Consider the following 18,036-nt stretch of genomic DNA (forward strand, 5'->3'; position numbering starts at 1 on the left):
CCTCGCTGCGGGGGCGGCCCTTGCTCGGCATCCCTGGCATGGGACGGTTGAATAACTAGTAGAGAGTTTTGAATATGGACGATAGAGGTCTGAACGACGCTGCCATCTTGCTGGTCTCCCTCGGTGAGGAAGAGGCGGCCGAGGTGTTCAAGCACCTCACGCCCAAGGAAGTGCAGAAGCTGGGCGAGACGATTGCCCGCATGCGCGGCGTGACGCGGGAAAAGGTGGATTTCGTGATCGACCGCTTCACCAGCGATGCTGCGTCGCAGAGTCTGCTGGTCGACGATGCCAGCGACTATGTGCGCTCGGTGCTCAAGCGTGCCCTGGGCGATGACAAGGCGGCGCTGCTGATCGACCGCATCATGCAGGGCGGCGATATCTCGGGCATTGAAAGCCTGAAGTGGATGGACCCGCTGTCGGTGGCCGAGCTGCTGCGCGGCGAGCATCCGCAGATCGTGGCCGCGATTCTGGTGCACCTGGAGTATGAGCAGGCTGCGGCGGTGCTGATGCAGTTCCCCGATCGGGCACGCAGCGAGGTCATGCTGCGCGTGGCCACGCTGGAAGGCATTCAGCCCACGGCACTCAAGGACTTGAATGAAGTGCTGTTCAAGGTGCTGGCGGGTGGCGACAAGGTGCGCAAGACCTCGCTGGGCGGCGTCAAGACCGCAGCCGAAATGCTCAATCAGATGGGCGGCAATGCCGATGTGGCGGTGCTCGATACCATCCGCAACTACGACCCCGAGCTGGCGCAGAAGATCATGGACAAGATGTTCGTCTTCGACGACCTGGTCAAGCTCGACGACCGCTCGGTGCAGCTGGTGCTGCGCGAGGTGGTGTCCGAGACGCTGATCGTGGCGCTCAAGGGCGGTTCCATGGAGGTGCGCGACAAGATTCTGGCCAACATGTCCATGCGTGCGGCCGAATCGCTGCGCGAGGACCTGGAAGGCCGCGGCCCCATGCGTCTGTCCGAAGTGGAAGCACAGCAGAAGGAAATTCTCAAGGTCGTGCGTCGTCTGGTCGAGGAAGGCCAGGTAACCATCGGCAGCGGCCCGGAGGACAGCTATGTCTAAGGGCCAGCCTCCGCGCTCGCACTCGCGCTTTATCCCGCAGGAAGAGATCGACGACAGCACCGTGGTGCAATGGCGCTTCGGTGCGGTGGACGCGCAAAGCGGTGGTGTCTTTGCGCCCGCCCAGCCGGCGGCCTTCATCCCGGCGGGGACAGAGCAATTCAACGGCTTTTCCCCCTCTATTTCCCACCAGCCGCAGCCACAGCCAGAAGCGCAGGCTGTGGAGTCGGTGGAGCCAGCCGCCCCGGCTTTCGACGAGGAGCAGCTGCAGCAGATGCTGGAGCAGGCACGCGCCGAGGGCCATGCACAGGGCCTGGCCGAAGGCCGCACCCAGACCCAGCAGCAATGGCAGCAGCACCTGGACGACCATATCAATGGAGCGGGCCGCGAGAGCGTGCAACGTGTCGACGGCGTGTTGCAAGGTCTGGACGACAGCTTCAAGCAGCTGCAGTCGGGCATGGCCCAGGAGCTGCTGAACCTGGCTTGCGACATCGCACGTCAGGTGGTGCGCCAGGAGCTGCGCAGCCAGCCCCAGGCCTTGCTGCCCGTGATTCGCGAAGCACTGGACATGCTGGTCGAGGAGAGCCGCCCGGTGACCGTGCGTCTGAACCCTGCCGATTTCGAGCTGCTCGACGAAGCCCTGCGTGCCGAGCATGGTGCGCACAGCCGCATCCAGTGGCTGGGCGATGCCTCGATTGCCCAGGGCGATGTCAAGGTGGAGTCGGGCGGTGCCGAGATCGACGGCGGCCTGGACAAGCGCTGGCGCCGTGCCGTGGCGGCTCTGGGCCTGGTCTCCACCTGGTATGACGGAGACAAGGCATGAACCCCTGGCAGCAGTTCATGAGTCAGGCGCGTGCACGCTATGCCGAGCCGGTGCCGCTGGAATGCCAGGGTCATCTCACACGCTTGACCGGCATGGTGCTGGAGGCCTCGGGCCTGCGCGTGCCCGTGGGGGCGCAGTGCCATATTCATCAGCGTGGGCAGGAGCCGGTGCTGGCCGAGGTGGTCGGCTTTGCCGGCGAGCGCGCCTTTCTGATGCCTGCGGGCGATATTCAGGGGCTGTCCAGCGGTGCCATGGTGACGCCGGCAGCCCCCTTTGTTTCCGTACCCCAGCTGGGCGTGGTGGAGACCGAGAAAGTCAGCCAGACAGTGGGCGTGCTGCGCCTGCCCATGGGGGATGGCTTGCTGGGACGGGTGGTGGATTCGCAAGGCATTCCGCTGGACCATGGGGGCGAGCTGGGTAGCGTGGTGCCCGAGGTGCTGGATCGCAACCCCATCAACGCCATGGACCGGGACCCCGTGCGCGAGTCGCTGGATACCGGTGTCAAGGCGCTGAATTCGCTGCTGACCGTGGGGCGCGGCCAACGTCTGGGCCTGTTTGCGGGCTCGGGTGTGGGCAAGTCCGTGCTGCTGGGCATGATGGCGCGTTACACCCAGGCCGATGTGATCGTGGTGGGCCTGATCGGCGAGCGTGGCCGCGAGGTCAAGGAGTTCGTCGAGGACATCCTGGGCGCCCAGGACCGCAGCCGTGCCGTGGTCGTGGCCGCTCCCGCCGATGCGCCGCCGCTGCTGCGCATGCAGGGTGCCAGCTACGCCACGGCGATTGCCGAACATTTCCGCGACAAGGGCAAGCATGTGTTGCTGCTCATGGATTCGCTGACCCGCTATGCCATGGCCCAGCGCGAAATCGCCCTGGCCATCGGCGAGCCGCCGGCGACCAAGGGCTATCCGCCGTCCTGCTTTGCCAAGCTGCCTGCGCTGGTGGAGCGCAGCGGCAACGGCCTGCACGGCGTGGGCTCGATCACGGCCTTCTACACCGTGCTGTCCGAAGGAGACGATCAGCAGGATCCGATTGCCGATGCGGCCCGCGCCATTCTCGATGGCCACGTCGTGCTCTCGCGGGCGCTGGCCGAGACCGGACATTACCCGGCCATCGACATCGAACAGTCGGCTTCGCGCGTCATGCACAACGTGGTCTCGCGCGAGCATTTCGAGCTGGCACGTCGCTTTCGCGCCGTTTATTCGCGCTATCAGAAGGGGCGCGATCTGGTGCAGGTCGGCGCCTATGTCCCAGGCTCCGATCCGCAGCTGGACGAGGCAATTGCGCTGCAGCCCGCCATGACCGGGTTTCTGCAGCAAAGCATGTTTGAAAGCTCCAGCATGGAGCAAAGCCTGGCCGGCATGGCGCAAGCCATGCAGCGGGGCTGAGACTAAACGGGTTAGCCAGAGGGAGAGTCGCAGATGTCGTCCTTGAATGCCTTGAACGTCGCCATTGAAGCCGCAGAACGCAAGCGCGATGCGGCCCGCACCGCCCTGCAGGAGCGCCAGCGCGCTCAGCAGGCGGCGCAGGCCCAGATGGATCAGCTGCAGGGCTATGTCCTGGAGATGCAGGCGCGCTGGGGGGCCCAGGAAGGGCTGGCCGTGCAGCCAGAAGTCATGCATCACCAGTACCAGTTCATGGAGCGCCTGCAGCACGCCATCGGCTTGCAGACCCGTGTGGTGGCCGATCAGGACATTCGGCTGGAGACTGCTCGTCAGGCCCTGCTGGCGGCCGAGCTGCGCGTGACCAGTCTGCAGAAAGTGGTGCAGGCCCGCCGCCGCGATGTGGCACTGGCCCAGATGCGCCGCGAGCAAAAAGATACCGACGAACGCGCCACCATGGCCTTTTTTCGACGCAGCTTCGGCCTGCAACTTCAGGAGGCCTGAGCATGGCGGAAACCAGAATTGATGGCCCACGCGGCGGCGAAGCGCGCACCGGCAAGGCCATGGCACAGTCCATGAGCTCGGCCAAAAGCGCTACGGCCGCGGCAGGCGAGCCTGGCCAGGGCTTTTCATCGCTGCTGGCATCGCTGGACGGAATCGTGGCTGTCGGCCTGCCGCAGACAGCGCTGCAGCCTGCCGAAGTGCCCGACGTGAAGCTGGCGCCAGGCGAGCAGGATGCGCTGCTGATCGCTCAAGGCCATGCACCGTGGATGAGCCTGGTAGGGCAGACCGCCCAGCTGGATGGGCAGGGGGACGCCGATTTGCGCCAAGGCGTGGCCACCGACTTTCTTTCAGGCAGAGGCCATGCCGCGCAACTGGCCCATCGCCAGGCTTTGCAGCCCGGGTCCGAGCAGGCACATGCCGCATTCATGGGCAAGGATTTACATTCAAATCAGTCTCAAACGTATACGGTGCAAGCGCAAGCAGCTATGAATTCTGATGAGGCTGCCTTGCAGCCGCAGCAGAATTCAGCCGCGCAGGGGCAGGACGGCGAGCACAGCGCACTGGCTTCGGTGACTGAAGAGGCGCCTGCTGCGCGCATCGAGCCTGCCGTGCACAAGGCGCAGGCAGTGCCGCAGCAAGGCATCAGCCTGCAGGGCATGACGGCCGTGCAGCCGCAGGCCCTGGAAGGTCTCAAGGATTTGCTGCGTGCGGCCCGCTCGCCCCAGCAGGATGAAGCTGCGCCACAGGGCAAGACGGCAGCAGTGCAGGGCGGGGCCGACTTGCAGGCCGCAGCCGCCGCCGTCGGGGCAGCCATGGGGGCGGCGAGCGCCGGCATGCAGGGCGGCGGCCAGAACAGCTCTGACTTCGGCCAGAGCCTGGCAGGGCAGGATGCCGCACCTACAGAGCGCGAGCAGGAGGTGTCCGAGCAGGTTGCCTTCTGGGTGCATCAGAAAACGCAGAATGCTGCGCTGTCTATCCAGCATGAGGGCAAGGCTATTCAGGTCCAGGTGCAGCTGAAAGGCCAGGAGGCGCATGTGCGCTTTGCCGCGGGCGATGAGCAGGCACGTCAGCTGCTGGCCGACGGTCAGGCTCAGCTACGCGAGCTTTTGCAGGCCCAGGGGCTGAATCTGAGCGGCGTCAGCGTGGATGCGGGCGGTGCCGGCGCCCGGCCCGGGGGCGACAGCCAGGGCGAGGACGCCCAGCGCGGCCAGGCCAGGGTTTCCCGGGTCTCGGTCAATGCTGCCGAACTGCCCATGGGCGCGGCCAGCGCACGCAATGGCGCGCGGCCGCTGCAGTCCGGTGTAGACCTTTTCGTGTAAATGATCAGAGTCGGTTCACGGAAACAGTGAGCCGGACATGGTGCGAAACCCGGAATGAAGCCGGGTTTCGCGCTTTTATTCGGGCAATGGTCGACAGGGCGGGCGGCGAATAATTCAGGCGTGGATCTTCCGTGTCGCGGCAATGGCTGCGGGGTGGATGCAGTCCCCCACTCTTGAGGAATACCCGCCGTGTCAGCCAATCCCAATGCCGCCCCTGTCGCACCTGCTCCTGCCAAAAGCAAGAAGCTGATCGTCATCGTGGCCATCGTTGCCGTGCTGGCCATTGTGGCTGCCGCGGCCTATGTGCTGATGATGCAGCGCCAGCACAGCAGCGCCGATGGCGAAGAAGAAGTCAGCGCCAAAGCCACAGTGCCCACTTTCCTGCCGCTGGACAATATGGTGGCCAATCTGGCCGATCCCGGTGGCGACCGCTTTGTGCAGCTGGGCATCACGCTGGAGCTGTCCGACGAAAAGACGGCTTCCACCGTCAAGCAATACCTGCCCAGCATCCGCAACGGCATTCTGATGCTGGTGTCCCAGCGCACGGCCGACGAGCTGCTGGCGCGCGAGGGCAAGGAAAAGCTGGCCGCCGACATCCTGACCGAGGTCTCGGCGCCGCTGGGCTTCGGCCCGAGCGCCAAGAAGCGCTCGCGTGACGACGAGGACGCCGACGAAGACAGCCCGCGTGCCAATCGTAAGGGGCCTGTGCGTCGCGTGCTGTTCTCCAGCTTCATCATTCAGTAAGCAGGGAGGGAGTGCATGAGCGATTCTTTTCTCTCCCAGGAAGAGGTTGATGCTCTTCTTGAAGGCGTTACGGGCGAAAGCCAGCGTTCCGAAGTGGTGGAGGTCGATCTCGGCCAGGTCCGCAGCTACGACATCTCCAGCCAGGAACGCATCGTGCGTGGGCGCATGCCCACCATGGAAATTGTCAACGAGCGCTTTGCCCGCAACTTCCGCATCGGCCTGTTCAACTTCATCCGCCGCAGCCCCGAGGTTTCCGTCGGCACGGTGACGGTGCAGCGCTACAGCGCCTTCCTGCGCGAGTTGGCCGTTCCCACCAATTTCAACATCATGGCCATTCGCCCGCTGCGCGGCAATGGACTGATCGTCTGCGACCCCTCACTGGTGTTCGGCGTGATCGACACGCTGTACGGCGGCACGGGTCGCCTGCAGACCCGCATCGAGGGGCGCGACTTCTCGACCACCGAGCAGCGCGTGATCAACCGCATGGTCAATGTGATCTGCGAGGAATACAAAAAAGCCTGGCATGGCATCTATCCGCTGGAGCTGGCCTATCAGCGCTCGGAAATGCAGCCGCAGTTCGCCAACATCGCCACACCCAGCGAAATCGTGGTCTCCACGGCCTTTCAGCTGGAAATCGGCGATATCTCGGGCTCCATCCACATCTGCATGCCTTATGCGACGCTGGAGCCGATTCGCGACGTGCTGTATTCGTCGACTCAGGGCGATGCCATCGAAGTGGACCGCCGCTGGGTCAAGGTGCTGACGCGAGAGATTCAGGCCGCCGAGGTCACGCTGGTGGCCGAGCTGGCACGTGCCGATGCCACGGTGGAGCAGCTGCTGGCCATGCGCCCGGGTGACTTTATCGAGCTCGACCGCGAGCCGCTGATTCGCGCCTCCATTGGTGGGGTGCCGGTTTTCGAGTGCCAGTACGGCACGCACAACGACAAATATGCAATCCGCGTGGAACGCAGCCTGCGCGGCGGCGAGACCAGCTGGATGGGAGAGAAGCATGGCAATTGACGACAACAACAAGCCCGCGGGTGACGATCCGTTCTCCGGCTGGGCCGAGGCGCTGGAAGAACAGCGTCAGCATGACCAGGCCGTCGAAGGCCCCGACCTGTCCGACCAGGGCGGGCCGCTGGCTGGCGACGCCGCTCGCAGCTATGGCGATGTGCCGGTGCACGATATCAACATGGTGCTGGACATTCCGGTTCAGCTGTCCGTGGAGCTGGGCCGCACCAAGGTGCCCATCAAATACATTCTGCAACTGGCTCAGGGCTCGGTGGTGGAGCTCGATGCTCTGGCCGGCGAACCCATGGATGTGCTGGTCAACGGCTACCTGATCGCCCAAGGCGAGGTGGTGGTGGTCAACGACAAGTTCGGTATCCGTCTGACGGACGTGGTGACACCGTCCGAGCGTCTGCGCCGGGTCAGCCGTGGTTGAGAACACGGCCAACTCTGCGGCTGCGGCCCCCTCCATGTGGCCCACGCTGCTGCTGGTCGTCCTGTTCGTGGCGGTCATGGCGGCATTGCCCTGGCTAGTGCGCCGTCTGCAGCAGAAAAACCTCCTGCCGCGCGGCATGGGCATGGCCCGTGGAGCCTCTGCCGTGCCGGCGCAGGTGCTGGGAACGCTGGCCATTGGCCCGCAGCAGCGGGTACTGACCGTGCAGCTGGGTGAAGGGGAGCAGGCCGTGCGCCTGGTGCTGGGCGTGACGGCGCAGCAGATTCAATGCCTGCATGTGCTGCAAGACCCGTCCGCGACTTTGCAATCGGCTCCTGCAGCCCATTCACCTGCCGTCTCATCGTTCACCGACTCGCTGATGCGCGCGCAGGCCGATGAAGCGGCCCGGAATTCTGGAAATGTCTAAATTCGTCTCTCGTGCTGCTGCAGCTGTTCTGCTGGCGATGCCCCTGATGGCAGCCGCCCAGGGCGCGCCCGCCAGTCTGCCGCTGCTGGTAGGCCAGGGCGCGGGTGGCAACAGCTATTCGGTGCCCATCCAGACATTGCTGTTCTTCACGGCGCTGTCCTTTCTGCCCGCCATCCTGCTGCTGATGACGGGTTTCACCCGCATCGTCATCGTGCTGAGCCTGCTGCGCCAGGCGCTGGGCACGCAGTCTGCGCCGCCCAATCAGGTGGTGATCGGCCTGTCGCTGTTTCTCACCATGTTCGTGATGGGACCCACGCTGGACAAGGTCTATCAGGACGCCTATCTGCCCTATACGCAGAACAGCATCAGTTTTGAGCAGGCCATGGAAAAGGCCGAAGCCCCGATGCGCGGCTTCATGCTCAAGCAGACGCGCCAGTCGGACTTTGCGCTGTTCAAACGCCTGGCCAAGCTGGATGCGAATGTCACGGCGGAAACCGCTCCTCTGCGGGTGCTGGTGCCGGCCTTTGTGACCAGCGAGCTGAAGACGGCCTTCCAGATTGGCTTCATGATCTTCATTCCGTTTCTGATCATCGACATGGTGGTGTCTTCCATTCTCATGTCGCTGGGCATGATGATGCTCTCGCCCGTGCTGGTGGCCCTGCCGTTCAAGCTCATGCTGTTTGTGCTGGCCGATGGCTGGAACCTGATCATCGGCTCCCTGGCGGCAAGCTTTGCTACATGAGATACCGTCCTGAGGCGCTTGCCTAGGCAGCCCTTCCTCGGTGTCTCGCACATTGAGCCGAGGCGCTTGCAAGCGTATTGGATTCGTTGAATTTTTAAGAGAACGTCATGACCTCTCAGTTTGTTCTGACCTTTGGCCGCGAGGCGCTGACCCTGCTGCTCATGATTTCCATGCCGGTGCTGGGCGTGGTCATGGGCGTGGGCCTGCTGGTGAGCGTCTTTCAGGCCGTGACCCAGGTGCATGAGGCGACCTTGGCCTTTGTGCCCAAGCTCATTGCCGCCGTGCTGGTGTTTGCCGTGGCCGGGCCGTGGATGCTGTCCACGCTGGTGGATTTCATTCGTCGCACCATAGAGAGCATTCCAGGTTCGGTGGGATGATTTCCTTTAGCGAAGCCCAGATCGCCGCCTGGCTCTCGCCGCTGATCTGGCCGTTTGTGCGCGTGCTGGCGCTGTTCACCGCGGCACCTGTGTTTTCCCAGAAAGCCATTCCCATGCGACTCAAGGTCGGGCTGGCTTTCCTCGTTGCGCTTTGCGCGCAGCCCGTGCTGGGCGAGCAGACGGTGGTCAGCATTGCCTCGGCCCAGGCGCTGGGCACGCTGGTGCAGCAGGTGGTGGTTGGGCTGTCCGTGGGCTTTGCCGTGCGTCTGGTAATGGCTGCCATCGAAGTCGCCGGTGAAGTGGTGGGTCTGCAGATGGGCTTGAACTTCGCGTCCTTCTTCGACCCGACCAGCAATGCCCAGCTCAGCGCTGTGGCGCGTTTCCTGGTGCAGATCGCCACCTTGCTGTTCATCGTCATCAACGGCCATCTGCTGGTGCTGATGGCGGTTCTCAAGAGCTTCGAGGCTTTTCCCGTCGATGGCAACTTCCTGCAGGCCATCTCCCAGATGCGGATTCACGAGATGGGCGGCGCCATTTTCTCCAGCGCTTTCTGGATTGCCCTGCCCATGATTGCCATGCTGCTCTTCGTCAACCTGGTGCTGGGCATCATCTCCCGGGTTGCGCCGCAGATGAATATCTATGCCGTGGGCTTCCCGGTCACCTTGACCGTGGGGTTGCTGGGCCTGACTGCGACCCTGCCTTTGCTGGAGCAGCCCCTGGTGGCCCTGCTGCAAAAGGGCATGGCAGTCTTTGGGGTCTAAGGCGATCGACTATTCTTTTTATAGCGTGATGCGCTTTTTGGGAAAACGCTGAAGCCGGGTTTGGCTTTCGGCCAGCAGCTCAGGGCGTATCGATCAGCCCATTCTTGATGGCATAGGCGGTCAGTTCCGCATTGCTGCCCATGCCCAGCTTCTCCAGCACGCGTGCCCGGTACACGCTCACCGTCTTGGGGCTGAGCATCAGCTCCTGTGCAATCTCGGTCTGGCGCTGACCGCTGGCAATCTTCAGCAGCGTTTGCATCTCGCGCTCGGACAGGGTTTCATGCGGCACGGGGGCGGCAGGCTGGGCCAGACTGTCGGCCAGCATCTGGGCCACCTCGGCTGTCAGGTATTTGCGTCCGCTGTGGACGGTGCGCACGGCGTCGATCAGCAGCACCGGATCTCCCGCCTTGTTGGCATAGCCGGCCGCGCCGGCCTTGATGCTGCGCAAGGCGTACTGGTCTTCGGGATACATGGAGACCATGATGACGCGGATCTGCGGGTGCGTTTCGCGCACGCTGGCCAGTACTTCCAGGCCGCTGCGGCCCGGCATATTGATGTCCAGCAGCAGCACATCGCAGGTGGCATCGCGCAGTTGCTCACGCAGCTCGGCATAGCTGCCGGCTTCTGCAGTGACGCTGATGTCCGTCGCCTCTGCCAGGGTGTCGCGTATGCCCCGGCGCAAAATGGCATGGTCGTCGCACAGCACCACGTGAATCAAGGTCGCTCTCCCAGGAAGTCAGATGGCAGACCGGGCAAGCGCGTGATTGGGCGGCTCATGCCTGGGTCTCTGCCAGAGGAATGGTGAGAATGATAGAGGTTCCTCGGCCGGGGTGGCTGCTTACATCCAGCCAGCCCTGAATAGTTCGCGCGCGCTCACTTAGTCCGCGAAGGCCGAAGGAATGCGGTTTGTTGCGCTCATCCTGGCTCAGGCCTATGCCGTTGTCTGTTACTTCCAGTGTCAAAAAACCCTCGTGGTCGGACAAATCCAGGGTCACCTGGCTGGCTTGTGCGTATTTGCTGATATTGGTCAAGGATTCTTGTGCCGTACGGTAGACCACAACCTGCTGTGCAGCCGCTATTTCCATATGCTCGCGGCTGGTGTGCAGCTGGGCGGGTATGCCGGTGCGGCGCTCGAAGTCCTGGGCCAGCCACTGCACGGCTGCCACCAGTCCCTGGTCCAGCACGGGCGGGCGCAGGTTCTGCATGATGCGCTGGCTGGCGCCCAGTGCGTGCTCCAGCATCTCCAGCGCCGATCTGGCATGCTCGCGCTGCTTGCCTTCGGGGCTGTTGCGGATCAGCCAGGCCAGATCGAACTTGACGGCAGTGAGCGAGCCGCCGATGTCGTCGTGAATCTCGCGCGAGATATTGGCGCGCTCCTGCTCGATGCTGGTGTGCAGGTGTTCGGTCAACTCGGCCAGGCGCTTTTCCGACTCGGCCAGCTGCAGCGCGGCACGGCGGCGGGCCAGTCGCGCCTCATGGACTTCCATGGCGCGCTTGATGACATGGGGCAGGCTGTTGATCTGATCCTTGAGCAGATAGTCGCTGATCCCCAGGCGCATGATGTCCACTGCGGCGGACTCGCCGATGGCCCCCGACAGCAGCACGAAAGGGGGGGCGTCGGCACGGTTTCGCACCAGGTCCCAGACGTCGAGCGCCGTGAAGCCGGGCAGATGATAGTCCGCCAGTATCAGGTCGAATTCCTGCGTCTCCAGGGCGTCGCTGACCTCCTGCAGACTGTCCACGGCCGTGAGCGTGCAGGGTAGCTGACCGCGCTTGAGGCTCAGGCGTGCCAGCGCCTGATCTGCGACAGAGTCTTCAATATGGAGGATTTTCAAGGTCTGATTCCGGAATTGAATATCGCCAAGGAGGCTATCATTGGATACATTTTGGAACATCGAGGGCTGTTGTCGTCAGGTCGTGGCAGTGTGGTCACGGGAGACGGACTGCTGATCGGTTCATTTCGTGGAGCATGGCGGCAGGGCCGTCATGATGGTTTTACGCAGTTGGAGTAACAATGCAGACGATGCAAAACCCTTCGGGTGTGCCTGCAGTTGCCGTGCCGGTGATGGTGGCTGCGGAGCTGCAGGATGCCTTGCTGGTCACGCTGCGTGATCTGCAGCGTCTTGAAGGGCTGCTGGACCATGCCACGCACAATCTGCTGGAGCGCTTCGAGCAAGTCAATGGGCAATTGTCGCAGCCGGCCTTGCCTGATTCCACTGCGCTGGCAACAGCACGTGAGTCGTTGCGCCTGGCTGTGACCGAGCTTCAGTTTCACGACATGTCGTCTCAGCTGATTGCCCATATGGCACACACCTTGCAAGCCTGTGCTTTCAGGCTCGGGGCTGCCGCCATGGGTAGGGACGAGGACGAGGCGGAGTCCGCCATCAGTCTGCCAAACCTGCCCGAAAAGCCCAATCCCGTCACGCAAAGCGAGATGGATGCCGGCTCCGTGGAGCTGTTTTGAACTTCTACCCTGTTTTCCGTTGCCCGTCTGTTGGAGCTGTACATGCGATCGATTCTGGCTGTTGATGATTCCCCCTCGATGCGAAAGATGGTGTCTTTCACATTGAGCAGTGCTGGTTTTAAGGTGGTGGAAGCCGTCGACGGTGTGGATGCGCTGGAAAAAGCACAGGCGCAGAACATCGATCTGGTGCTGGCCGACCAGAACATGCCGCGTCTGGACGGTATCGGCCTTACACGCAAACTGCGTGAAAACCCGAAGTTCAAGGGCACGCCCATACTCATACTGACCACGGAATCCAGCGATCTGATGAAGCAGGCGGGCCGCGCTGCAGGTGCCACAGGCTGGCTGGTCAAGCCCTTCGATCCCAATCGATTGATCGAAGTTATTCAAAAAGTGCTGCGTTAAGCCGATAACAACGAATCACAGCAGGAAACACCATGGCGGATACACACCAGGATGGCGCAGGTTCGGGCGCAGACTTCGACCTTAGCCAGTTCTATCAAATCTTTTTCGAGGAAGCCAGCGAGAACCTCGACCAGATGGAGCAGATGCTGCTCAGCCTGGACCTTTCGGCCGCCAATGATGAAGAGCTCAACGGTATCTTCCGCTGCGCCCACTCCATCAAGGGCGGTGCGGCGACCTTTGGCTTTTCGGATGTGACCGAGCTCACGCACCGCATGGAATCCCTGCTGGATCGCCTGCGCCGCCACGAAATCACGCCCATCCCCGAGATGGTCGATGTGCTGCTGGAGTCGGCGGACGCCAGCCGCAGCCTGCTGGCACGTCACCAGTCGGGCGACGAGGGCGAGCCGGTTTCCACGGCGGAGCTCGTGGTGCGCATCGAGGCCCTGGCCCAGGGTCTGACCGAAATTCCCCAGGTCAACCGCGGCGCAGCGGCTGCCGAGCCGGTGCAGCAGGCGGCCGCGGCCGTTGCGCAGCCACCTGCTCAGGCGCCGGCCCCGGTCGCTGCCCAGGCGGTGGAGCCGGGCCCTGCGATCGGTACCGAGCCGCCCGAGGGCGCGCGCGAGCTGACGATCGAGATCGGCCCGCTGTCCCGGCTGGAGCTGGGCGACGCCATCAAGGAGCTGTTTCGCGACATTCCGGGTCTGGGCACGATCCAGGACCAGGCCAGCGCCAAGGCCGATCACCGTCTGTTCAAGGTCAGAACGGTGTCCACCGATGACGAGCTGCGCGATCTGTTTGTCTTCCACGTCTCCAAGGAGCAGGTGCAGATCAGCGAGGCGACTCTGCCGCAGTCCGCGGCCGAGCCCGTGGTCGAGCCGGAAGCCGTGGTGGATGAAGAGGCCGCCATGCCGCCCCACAATCTGCCGGCCGAAGAAGCCTACGGCTTTTTTGCGGGTGCTCCGGGAAGCCCCGAGGCTCAGCAAAATCAGGAGCATGGCGCGCTTGCCGGCGCTGGAGGTGTAGCGCAAAAGGCCGCACCCAAGGCTGCCGCAGCGCATATGGAGTCCACCAGCATCCGTGTGGATGTGAAGAAGGTGGACCAGCTCATCAATCTGGTGGGCGAGCTGGTCATCACCCAGGCCATGCTGGCGCAGAACAGCCAGGGTCTGGACCCGACGACCTATCAGCAGCTGCTGGCCGGTCTGGCCGACCTGGATCGCAACACGCGTGACCTGCAAGAGTCCGTGATGTCGATCCGCATGATTCCCATGTCCACCGTGTTCAGCCGCTTTCCGCGCATGCTGCGCGATCTGGCGGGCAAGCTGGGCAAGAAGATCGATCTGGTTACGCTGGGTGAGGCCACCGAGCTGGACAAGGGACTGGTCGAAAAGATTACCGATCCGCTGACCCATCTGGTGCGCAACAGCGTGGACCACGGCATCGAGATGCCGGAGGACCGTATCGCCGCAGGCAAGTCCGAACATGGCACGCTGACGCTGGCGGCATCCCACCAGGGCGGCTCCATCGTCATCGAGGTGCGCGACGACGGCAAGGGCATGAATCGCGAGAGGATTCTGAACAAGGCCCGCGAGCGCGGCATGGATGTCTCCGACAGCATGCCCGACAGCGAGGTCTGGCAGCTGATCTTTGCGCCGGGCTTCTCGACGGCCGATGTGGTCACCGATGTCTCGGGCCGCGGCGTGGGCATGGACGTGGTCAAGCGAAACATCACCTCGCTGGGCGGCACGGTGGAGATCGAGTCCGTCGCCGGCGTGGGCATGAAGGTGGCGGTGCGTCTGCCGCTGACGCTGGCCATCATGGACGGCATGTCCGTCGGTGTGGGCGAAGAGGTCTATATCCTGCCGCTGTCCTCGGTGGTCGAGTCCTTCCAGGTCAAGGCCGACGATGTCAATACCGTCGCCAATGGCACCCAGCTGGTCAAGGTGCGCGACGAATACATGCCGGTGATTGCGCTGGAGCGCACTTTCAAGGTGCCGCGCGCCGACGAAAGCCAGACCAGCAACATCATGGTGGTCGTCGAGGCTGAAGGCAGTCGCGTGGCGCTGCTGGTCGACGAGTTGCTGGGCCAGCACCAGGTGGTGGTGAAGAACCTGGAAAGCAATTACCGCAAGGTGCCCAATGTATCGGGTGCCACCATTTTGGGCGACGGATCCGTGGCGCTGATTCTGGATACGGGCGCTCTGGTGCGCCGTACCCGCCACTGAGGCAGCCAACCCGAACAACGCAGAGAGAGCCGACATGAACATCATCAACAAGACTGCCGAAGGCGTGGCCACCGGGGCCCGCGAATACCTGACCTTCCGCCTGGGCGAGGAGGAGTACGGCATCGACATCCTCAAGGTGCAGGAAATCCGTGGCTACGAGCAGCCCACGCGCATTGCCAACGCACCCGAGTTCATCAAGGGCGTGGTCAATCTGCGCGGCACTATCGTGCCCATCGTGGACATGCGCCTGCGCTTCAACTGCTCAGAGGTGGAGTACAACGCTTTCACCGTGGTCATCATCCTGAACCTGCGCAACCGCGTGGTCGGCATCGTGGTGGACTCGGTCAGCGATGTGATGGAGCTGGCTGCCGATGCCGTGCGTCCTGCGCCCGATATCGAAAGCGCCATCGACAGCGGCTGCATCCTGGGCCTGGGCTCGGTGGGCGAGCGCATGCTGATCCTGCTGGACATCGAGAAGCTCATGGGCAATGTCGACATGGGCCTGGTGGCCTCTGAAGCCTGAACGCGCCAGAGGTCTGTGTGCTGAACCTGGGACGTAACGCTTCATTCGCAGCCTCTCCTGCCAGGCCTGAGCAGGATGATGAGGCGCTGCCGGGCGGCATGTCCGGTCCGCTGGCGCAGGGGCGCGAGTTCGTCTGGTCCAACCGCGACTTTGCCCGCGTCCAGGCCCTGATCTACAAGCGTGCCGGCATCAGCCTGCATGATGGCAAGCATGCCATGGTCTACAGCCGTCTGTCGCGCCGCCTGCGCGAGACCGGGCATGAGAGCTTCGTCAGCTATCTGGACTGGCTGGAGAGCATCAACGACGGGCCTGAATGGCAGGAATTCGTCAACGCGCTGACCACGAATCTGACCTCGTTCTTCCGCGAACAGCATCACTTTGACATCCTGGCCCAGCATCTGCGCAGCCATAAACCCGGCGGCAATGGCTGGAAGGTATGGTGCAGCGCGGCCTCCACGGGAGAGGAGCCTTATTCCATCCTGATGACGGCAGTGGAGAGTCTCGGTGCCTCGGCCAGCTTTCAGCTCATGGCCAGCGACATCGACTCGCGCGTGCTGGAGACCGCCTCGCGCGGCGTGTACCGGGCAGAGAATCTCAAGGGCGTGAGCACCGAGCGGCTGCACCGCTTTTTCCTTCGCGGGCGCTCGGCCAACTCGGGCATGGTGCGGGTCAAGCCGGAGCTGCGCCGCATGGTGGACTTTCTCAACGTCAACCTGATCGCCGGCGATTGGCCGTTCCGGGAGACCTTCGACATCGTCTTCTGCCGCAACGTGATGATTTATTTCGACGCACCGACCCAGCGTCGCGTGCTGGAGCGAATTCATCATGTGATGCGTCCGGGCGGGCTGCTGTTTGTCGGTCATGCCGAGAATTTCAGCGATTCGCGCGATCTGTTCGCGCTCAAGGGCAAGACCGTCTATGAGCGCCAATGAAGCTGAAGGGCAGGGCTGCAAGTCATGAGGAATCTGAGCTCTCCGCTGGATCTGCCAGGTGCTGGCGCTGCCAGACCCCTGCGCGGCAACAGCTTCGTGCCCCAGGGCTATCCTGATCCGGCCATGCCGGCGCCGGTCTCATCGCTGGAGCAGCTCAAGCGCCAGCCGCGCCAGCCGGGCGAGGCCTCGTTCTTCTACTACGACCCGCACTTCCAGCTCAATTCGGCAAAGGTGTTGCCGGGCGAGTACTTTGTTTCGCGCGACGAGATGGCCATCGTCACCGTGCTGGGCTCCTGCATCGCGGCCTGCCTGTGGGATCGTTTCATGCGCATTGGCGGCATGAACCACTTCATGCTGCCCGACGGCGACAGCAGCGATGTCTCGGGGCGCTATGGTTCGTACGCCATGGAACTGCTGATCAACGAGATGCTCAAGCTGGGCGCACGGCGCGAATCCATGCAGGCCAAGATTTTTGGCGGCGCCCAGGTCATGGCCAATTTCACGACCATGAATGTGGGCGAGCGCAACACCAGTTTTGTGACAGAGTATCTGCAAACCGAGCGCATTCCCATCGTCTCCGAGGACGTGCTGGATATCTACCCGCGCAAGGTGGTGTTTTTCCCATCCACGGGCAAGGCCATGGTCAAGCGCCTGGCACACGCCCATCCCGAGGCATTGGTGCAGCAGGAAATCACTCGCGGCAACGCGGCTGCGGTGGCACGCAATACGGCGGGTGGCTCGGTGGATCTGTTTTGAGGAAGGTTGAGCGTTGTTAAAGCCAAAAATCCGGGTGATCGTGGTGGACGACTCTGCGCTGGTGCGCAGTCTTCTGGCCGAGATCATCAATCGCCAGCATGACATGGAGTGCATCGGCTCGGCCAATGACCCGTTGATCGCGCGTGAAATGATCCGCGATCTGAACCCCGACGTCATCACGCTGGATGTGGAAATGCCCCGCATGGACGGCATCGATTTCCTCGGGCGGCTCATGCGCCTGCGACCCATGCCGGTGGTGATGATCTCCACGCTGACCGAGCGCGGTGCCGAAGTCACCATGCGCGCCCTGGAGCTGGGTGCCATCGATTTTGTGGCCAAGCCCCGCGTCGGCGTGGCCAACGGCCTGCAGGAGCTGGCCAGCCAGATCGTGGACAAGATCCGCGTGGCTGCCGTGGCCCAGGTGCACCGCCTGCCGGTGGTGCCGCACGGCGTGGCAGCGGCAGCGAGTACGGGCGCCAAGCCCGCAGCGCCCCGTGCGCCGGCGGCGCCCAGCCTGCTGGGTCGCATCTCGACCGAAAAAATCATCGCCATCGGCGCTTCCACGGGTGGCACGGAGGCGATCCGTGAGGTGCTCACCCATCTGCCGGCCGACTGTCCGGCCATCGTCATCACCCAGCACATGCCGCCGGGCTTCACCACCAGCTTTGCGGCTCGGCTCAACAGCCTGTGCCAGATGACGGTCAAGGAAGCCGCGCACGGCGAGCGCTTGTTGCCCGGCCATGCCTATATCGCTCCCGGCGGCAAGCATTTCTCCATCACGCGCAGCGGTGCCAACTATGTGGCCGTGGTCGATGATGCGCCGCCCGTCAACCGTCACAAGCCCTCGGTGGAAGTGCTGTTCAAGTCGGTTGCCGCCAGCGCCGGGCGCAATGCCTACGGCATCATGCTCACCGGCATGGGGGCCGATGGCGCCACAGCCATGCGCGAGATGCGTGATGCCGGCAGCTACAACCTGGTGCAGGACGAGAGCACCTGCATCGTCTTCGGCATGCCCCGCGAAGCCATTGCCCATGGTGCGGCCGACGAGGTGCTGCCTCTGCCGCAGATCGCTCATGCCCTGCTGACCAAGCTGCGTGGCGGCTCGGACCAGGTACATCACCGTATCTAGGATTGCATAAAAAGAGAG

At 63.3% G+C, this 18,036-nt stretch carries 22 protein-coding genes; 20 read left to right on the top strand and 2 right to left on the bottom strand.

The window, feature by feature from the left end; translation table 11 throughout:
• Window positions 1-74 precede the first annotated feature (74 nt).
• The 12 genes from fliG (at window position 75) to fliR (ending at window position 9,584) form a co-directional block, all read left to right on the top strand.
• Window positions 75-1,070 (top strand): flagellar motor switch protein FliG, encoded by a 996-nt coding sequence (gene fliG / locus ACLBXN_RS22085; RefSeq protein WP_003059149.1) that lies wholly within the window; start codon window positions 75-77, stop codon window positions 1,068-1,070.
• Entirely contained in the window at window positions 1,063-1,890 is an 828-nt protein-coding gene (locus ACLBXN_RS22090) for a FliH/SctL family protein (RefSeq protein ID WP_447613581.1), read from the top strand. Before fliG ends, ACLBXN_RS22090 begins: the two co-directional genes overlap by 8 nt.
• Entirely contained in the window at window positions 1,887-3,275 is a 1,389-nt protein-coding gene (gene fliI / locus ACLBXN_RS22095; protein ID WP_447613582.1) for a flagellar protein export ATPase FliI, read from the top strand. Before ACLBXN_RS22090 ends, fliI begins: the two co-directional genes overlap by 4 nt.
• A 33-nt stretch (window positions 3,276-3,308) precedes the next feature.
• The gene (gene fliJ / locus ACLBXN_RS22100; RefSeq protein ID WP_043006453.1) at window positions 3,309-3,773 is read left to right on the top strand and encodes a flagellar export protein FliJ; all 465 of its coding nucleotides are present in this window, start codon (window positions 3,309-3,311) and stop codon (window positions 3,771-3,773) included.
• Window positions 3,774-3,775: 2 nt separating this feature from the next.
• The gene (locus ACLBXN_RS22105; RefSeq protein WP_447613583.1) at window positions 3,776-5,092 is read left to right on the top strand and encodes a flagellar hook-length control protein FliK; all 1,317 of its coding nucleotides are present in this window, start codon (window positions 3,776-3,778) and stop codon (window positions 5,090-5,092) included.
• A 189-nt stretch (window positions 5,093-5,281) separates the two neighbouring features.
• Window positions 5,282-5,836, top strand: a complete 555-nt coding sequence (locus ACLBXN_RS22110) for a flagellar basal body-associated FliL family protein (protein WP_003059136.1) — start codon at window positions 5,282-5,284, stop codon at window positions 5,834-5,836.
• Between the two features lie 15 nt (window positions 5,837-5,851).
• Window positions 5,852-6,856 carry a flagellar motor switch protein FliM gene (gene fliM / locus ACLBXN_RS22115; RefSeq protein WP_003065459.1) on the top strand — a complete coding sequence of 335 codons (1,005 nt, stop codon included), beginning with the start codon at window positions 5,852-5,854 and terminating at the stop codon, window positions 6,854-6,856.
• Complete coding sequence (fliN, locus tag ACLBXN_RS22120; protein ID WP_003059131.1) at window positions 6,846-7,280, top strand: flagellar motor switch protein FliN; 435 nt, start codon at window positions 6,846-6,848, stop codon at window positions 7,278-7,280. Before fliM ends, fliN begins: the two co-directional genes overlap by 11 nt.
• A gap of 34 nt (window positions 7,281-7,314) precedes the next feature.
• The gene (locus tag ACLBXN_RS22125) at window positions 7,315-7,704 is read left to right on the top strand and encodes a flagellar biosynthetic protein FliO (protein WP_043370718.1); all 390 of its coding nucleotides are present in this window, start codon (window positions 7,315-7,317) and stop codon (window positions 7,702-7,704) included.
• The gene (fliP, locus tag ACLBXN_RS22130) at window positions 7,697-8,446 is read left to right on the top strand and encodes a flagellar type III secretion system pore protein FliP (protein WP_447613584.1); all 750 of its coding nucleotides are present in this window, start codon (window positions 7,697-7,699) and stop codon (window positions 8,444-8,446) included. Before ACLBXN_RS22125 ends, fliP begins: the two co-directional genes overlap by 8 nt.
• Before the next feature lie 107 nt (window positions 8,447-8,553).
• Window positions 8,554-8,823: a flagellar biosynthesis protein FliQ gene (gene fliQ / locus ACLBXN_RS22135; protein ID WP_003059126.1), complete on the top strand. Its 270-nt coding sequence runs from the start codon at window positions 8,554-8,556 to the stop codon at window positions 8,821-8,823.
• Entirely contained in the window at window positions 8,820-9,584 is a 765-nt protein-coding gene (fliR, locus tag ACLBXN_RS22140; protein WP_447613585.1) for a flagellar biosynthetic protein FliR, read from the top strand. The genes fliQ and fliR overlap by 4 nt, the downstream gene beginning before the upstream one ends.
• Window positions 9,585-9,663: 79 nt before the next feature.
• Here fliR and ACLBXN_RS22145 read toward each other — a convergent pair whose 3' ends face one another.
• Both ACLBXN_RS22145 and ACLBXN_RS22150 read right to left on the bottom strand, forming a co-directional pair.
• A complete protein-coding gene (locus tag ACLBXN_RS22145) occupies window positions 9,664-10,302 on the bottom strand; it encodes a response regulator (protein WP_003059124.1) in 639 nt (212 codons plus the stop codon).
• Between the two features lie 55 nt (window positions 10,303-10,357).
• Window positions 10,358-11,479 (bottom strand): ATP-binding protein, encoded by a 1,122-nt coding sequence (locus ACLBXN_RS22150; protein WP_447613586.1) that lies wholly within the window; start codon window positions 11,477-11,479, stop codon window positions 10,358-10,360.
• On the opposite strand from ACLBXN_RS22150, the gene ACLBXN_RS22155 reads away from it, so the two are divergent.
• Genes ACLBXN_RS22155 through ACLBXN_RS22190 form a run of 8 tightly spaced genes read left to right on the top strand, consistent with a single transcriptional unit; the run spans window position 11,405 to window position 18,018 of the window.
• Complete coding sequence (locus ACLBXN_RS22155) at window positions 11,405-11,596, top strand: hypothetical protein (RefSeq protein WP_167010837.1); 192 nt, start codon at window positions 11,405-11,407, stop codon at window positions 11,594-11,596. The genes ACLBXN_RS22150 and ACLBXN_RS22155 overlap by 75 nt on opposite strands.
• Before the next feature lie 2 nt (window positions 11,597-11,598).
• Window positions 11,599-12,048: a hypothetical protein gene (locus ACLBXN_RS22160; protein ID WP_003059122.1), complete on the top strand. Its 450-nt coding sequence runs from the start codon at window positions 11,599-11,601 to the stop codon at window positions 12,046-12,048.
• Between the two features lie 42 nt (window positions 12,049-12,090).
• A complete protein-coding gene (locus ACLBXN_RS22165; RefSeq protein ID WP_003059121.1) occupies window positions 12,091-12,453 on the top strand; it encodes a response regulator in 363 nt (120 codons plus the stop codon).
• Window positions 12,454-12,485: 32 nt separating this feature from the next.
• Entirely contained in the window at window positions 12,486-14,678 is a 2,193-nt protein-coding gene (locus ACLBXN_RS22170) for a chemotaxis protein CheW (protein WP_447613587.1), read from the top strand.
• A gap of 34 nt (window positions 14,679-14,712) precedes the next feature.
• Entirely contained in the window at window positions 14,713-15,201 is a 489-nt protein-coding gene (locus tag ACLBXN_RS22175; RefSeq protein ID WP_003059117.1) for a chemotaxis protein CheW, read from the top strand.
• Window positions 15,202-15,218: 17 nt separating this feature from the next.
• Window positions 15,219-16,133 (top strand): CheR family methyltransferase, encoded by a 915-nt coding sequence (locus ACLBXN_RS22180; RefSeq protein ID WP_043006446.1) that lies wholly within the window; start codon window positions 15,219-15,221, stop codon window positions 16,131-16,133.
• Window positions 16,134-16,157: 24 nt separating this feature from the next.
• Window positions 16,158-16,889: a chemoreceptor glutamine deamidase CheD gene (gene cheD, locus ACLBXN_RS22185; RefSeq protein WP_012836880.1), complete on the top strand. Its 732-nt coding sequence runs from the start codon at window positions 16,158-16,160 to the stop codon at window positions 16,887-16,889.
• Between the two features lie 13 nt (window positions 16,890-16,902).
• Window positions 16,903-18,018, top strand: coding sequence for a protein-glutamate methylesterase/protein-glutamine glutaminase (locus ACLBXN_RS22190; protein ID WP_447613588.1), 1,116 nt, complete (start codon window positions 16,903-16,905; stop codon window positions 18,016-18,018).
• The last annotated feature ends 18 nt before the right edge of the window (window positions 18,019-18,036 follow it).

It is taken from the genome of Comamonas sp. C24C (assembly GCF_053345995.1).

Coding starts and splice junctions, on each gene's coding strand:
- fliG (WP_003059149.1), top strand. CDS start 75: ATGGACGATAGAGGTCTGAACGACGCTGCCATCTTGCTGGTCTCCCTC.
- ACLBXN_RS22090 (WP_447613581.1), top strand. CDS start 1,063: ATGTCTAAGGGCCAGCCTCCGCGCTCGCACTCGCGCTTTATCCCGCAG.
- fliI (WP_447613582.1), top strand. CDS start 1,887: ATGAACCCCTGGCAGCAGTTCATGAGTCAGGCGCGTGCACGCTATGCC.
- fliJ (WP_043006453.1), top strand. CDS start 3,309: ATGTCGTCCTTGAATGCCTTGAACGTCGCCATTGAAGCCGCAGAACGC.
- ACLBXN_RS22105 (WP_447613583.1), top strand. CDS start 3,776: ATGGCGGAAACCAGAATTGATGGCCCACGCGGCGGCGAAGCGCGCACC.
- fliM (WP_003065459.1), top strand. CDS start 5,852: ATGAGCGATTCTTTTCTCTCCCAGGAAGAGGTTGATGCTCTTCTTGAA.
- fliN (WP_003059131.1), top strand. CDS start 6,846: ATGGCAATTGACGACAACAACAAGCCCGCGGGTGACGATCCGTTCTCC.
- ACLBXN_RS22125 (WP_043370718.1), top strand. CDS start 7,315: ATGTGGCCCACGCTGCTGCTGGTCGTCCTGTTCGTGGCGGTCATGGCG.
- fliP (WP_447613584.1), top strand. CDS start 7,697: ATGTCTAAATTCGTCTCTCGTGCTGCTGCAGCTGTTCTGCTGGCGATG.
- fliQ (WP_003059126.1), top strand. CDS start 8,554: ATGACCTCTCAGTTTGTTCTGACCTTTGGCCGCGAGGCGCTGACCCTG.
- fliR (WP_447613585.1), top strand. CDS start 8,820: ATGATTTCCTTTAGCGAAGCCCAGATCGCCGCCTGGCTCTCGCCGCTG.
- ACLBXN_RS22155 (WP_167010837.1), top strand. CDS start 11,405: ATGGAGGATTTTCAAGGTCTGATTCCGGAATTGAATATCGCCAAGGAG.
- ACLBXN_RS22150 (WP_447613586.1), bottom strand. CDS start 11,479: ATGTTCCAAAATGTATCCAATGATAGCCTCCTTGGCGATATTCAATTC.
- ACLBXN_RS22160 (WP_003059122.1), top strand. CDS start 11,599: ATGCAGACGATGCAAAACCCTTCGGGTGTGCCTGCAGTTGCCGTGCCG.
- ACLBXN_RS22165 (WP_003059121.1), top strand. CDS start 12,091: ATGCGATCGATTCTGGCTGTTGATGATTCCCCCTCGATGCGAAAGATG.
- ACLBXN_RS22170 (WP_447613587.1), top strand. CDS start 12,486: ATGGCGGATACACACCAGGATGGCGCAGGTTCGGGCGCAGACTTCGAC.
- ACLBXN_RS22175 (WP_003059117.1), top strand. CDS start 14,713: ATGAACATCATCAACAAGACTGCCGAAGGCGTGGCCACCGGGGCCCGC.
- cheD (WP_012836880.1), top strand. CDS start 16,158: ATGAGGAATCTGAGCTCTCCGCTGGATCTGCCAGGTGCTGGCGCTGCC.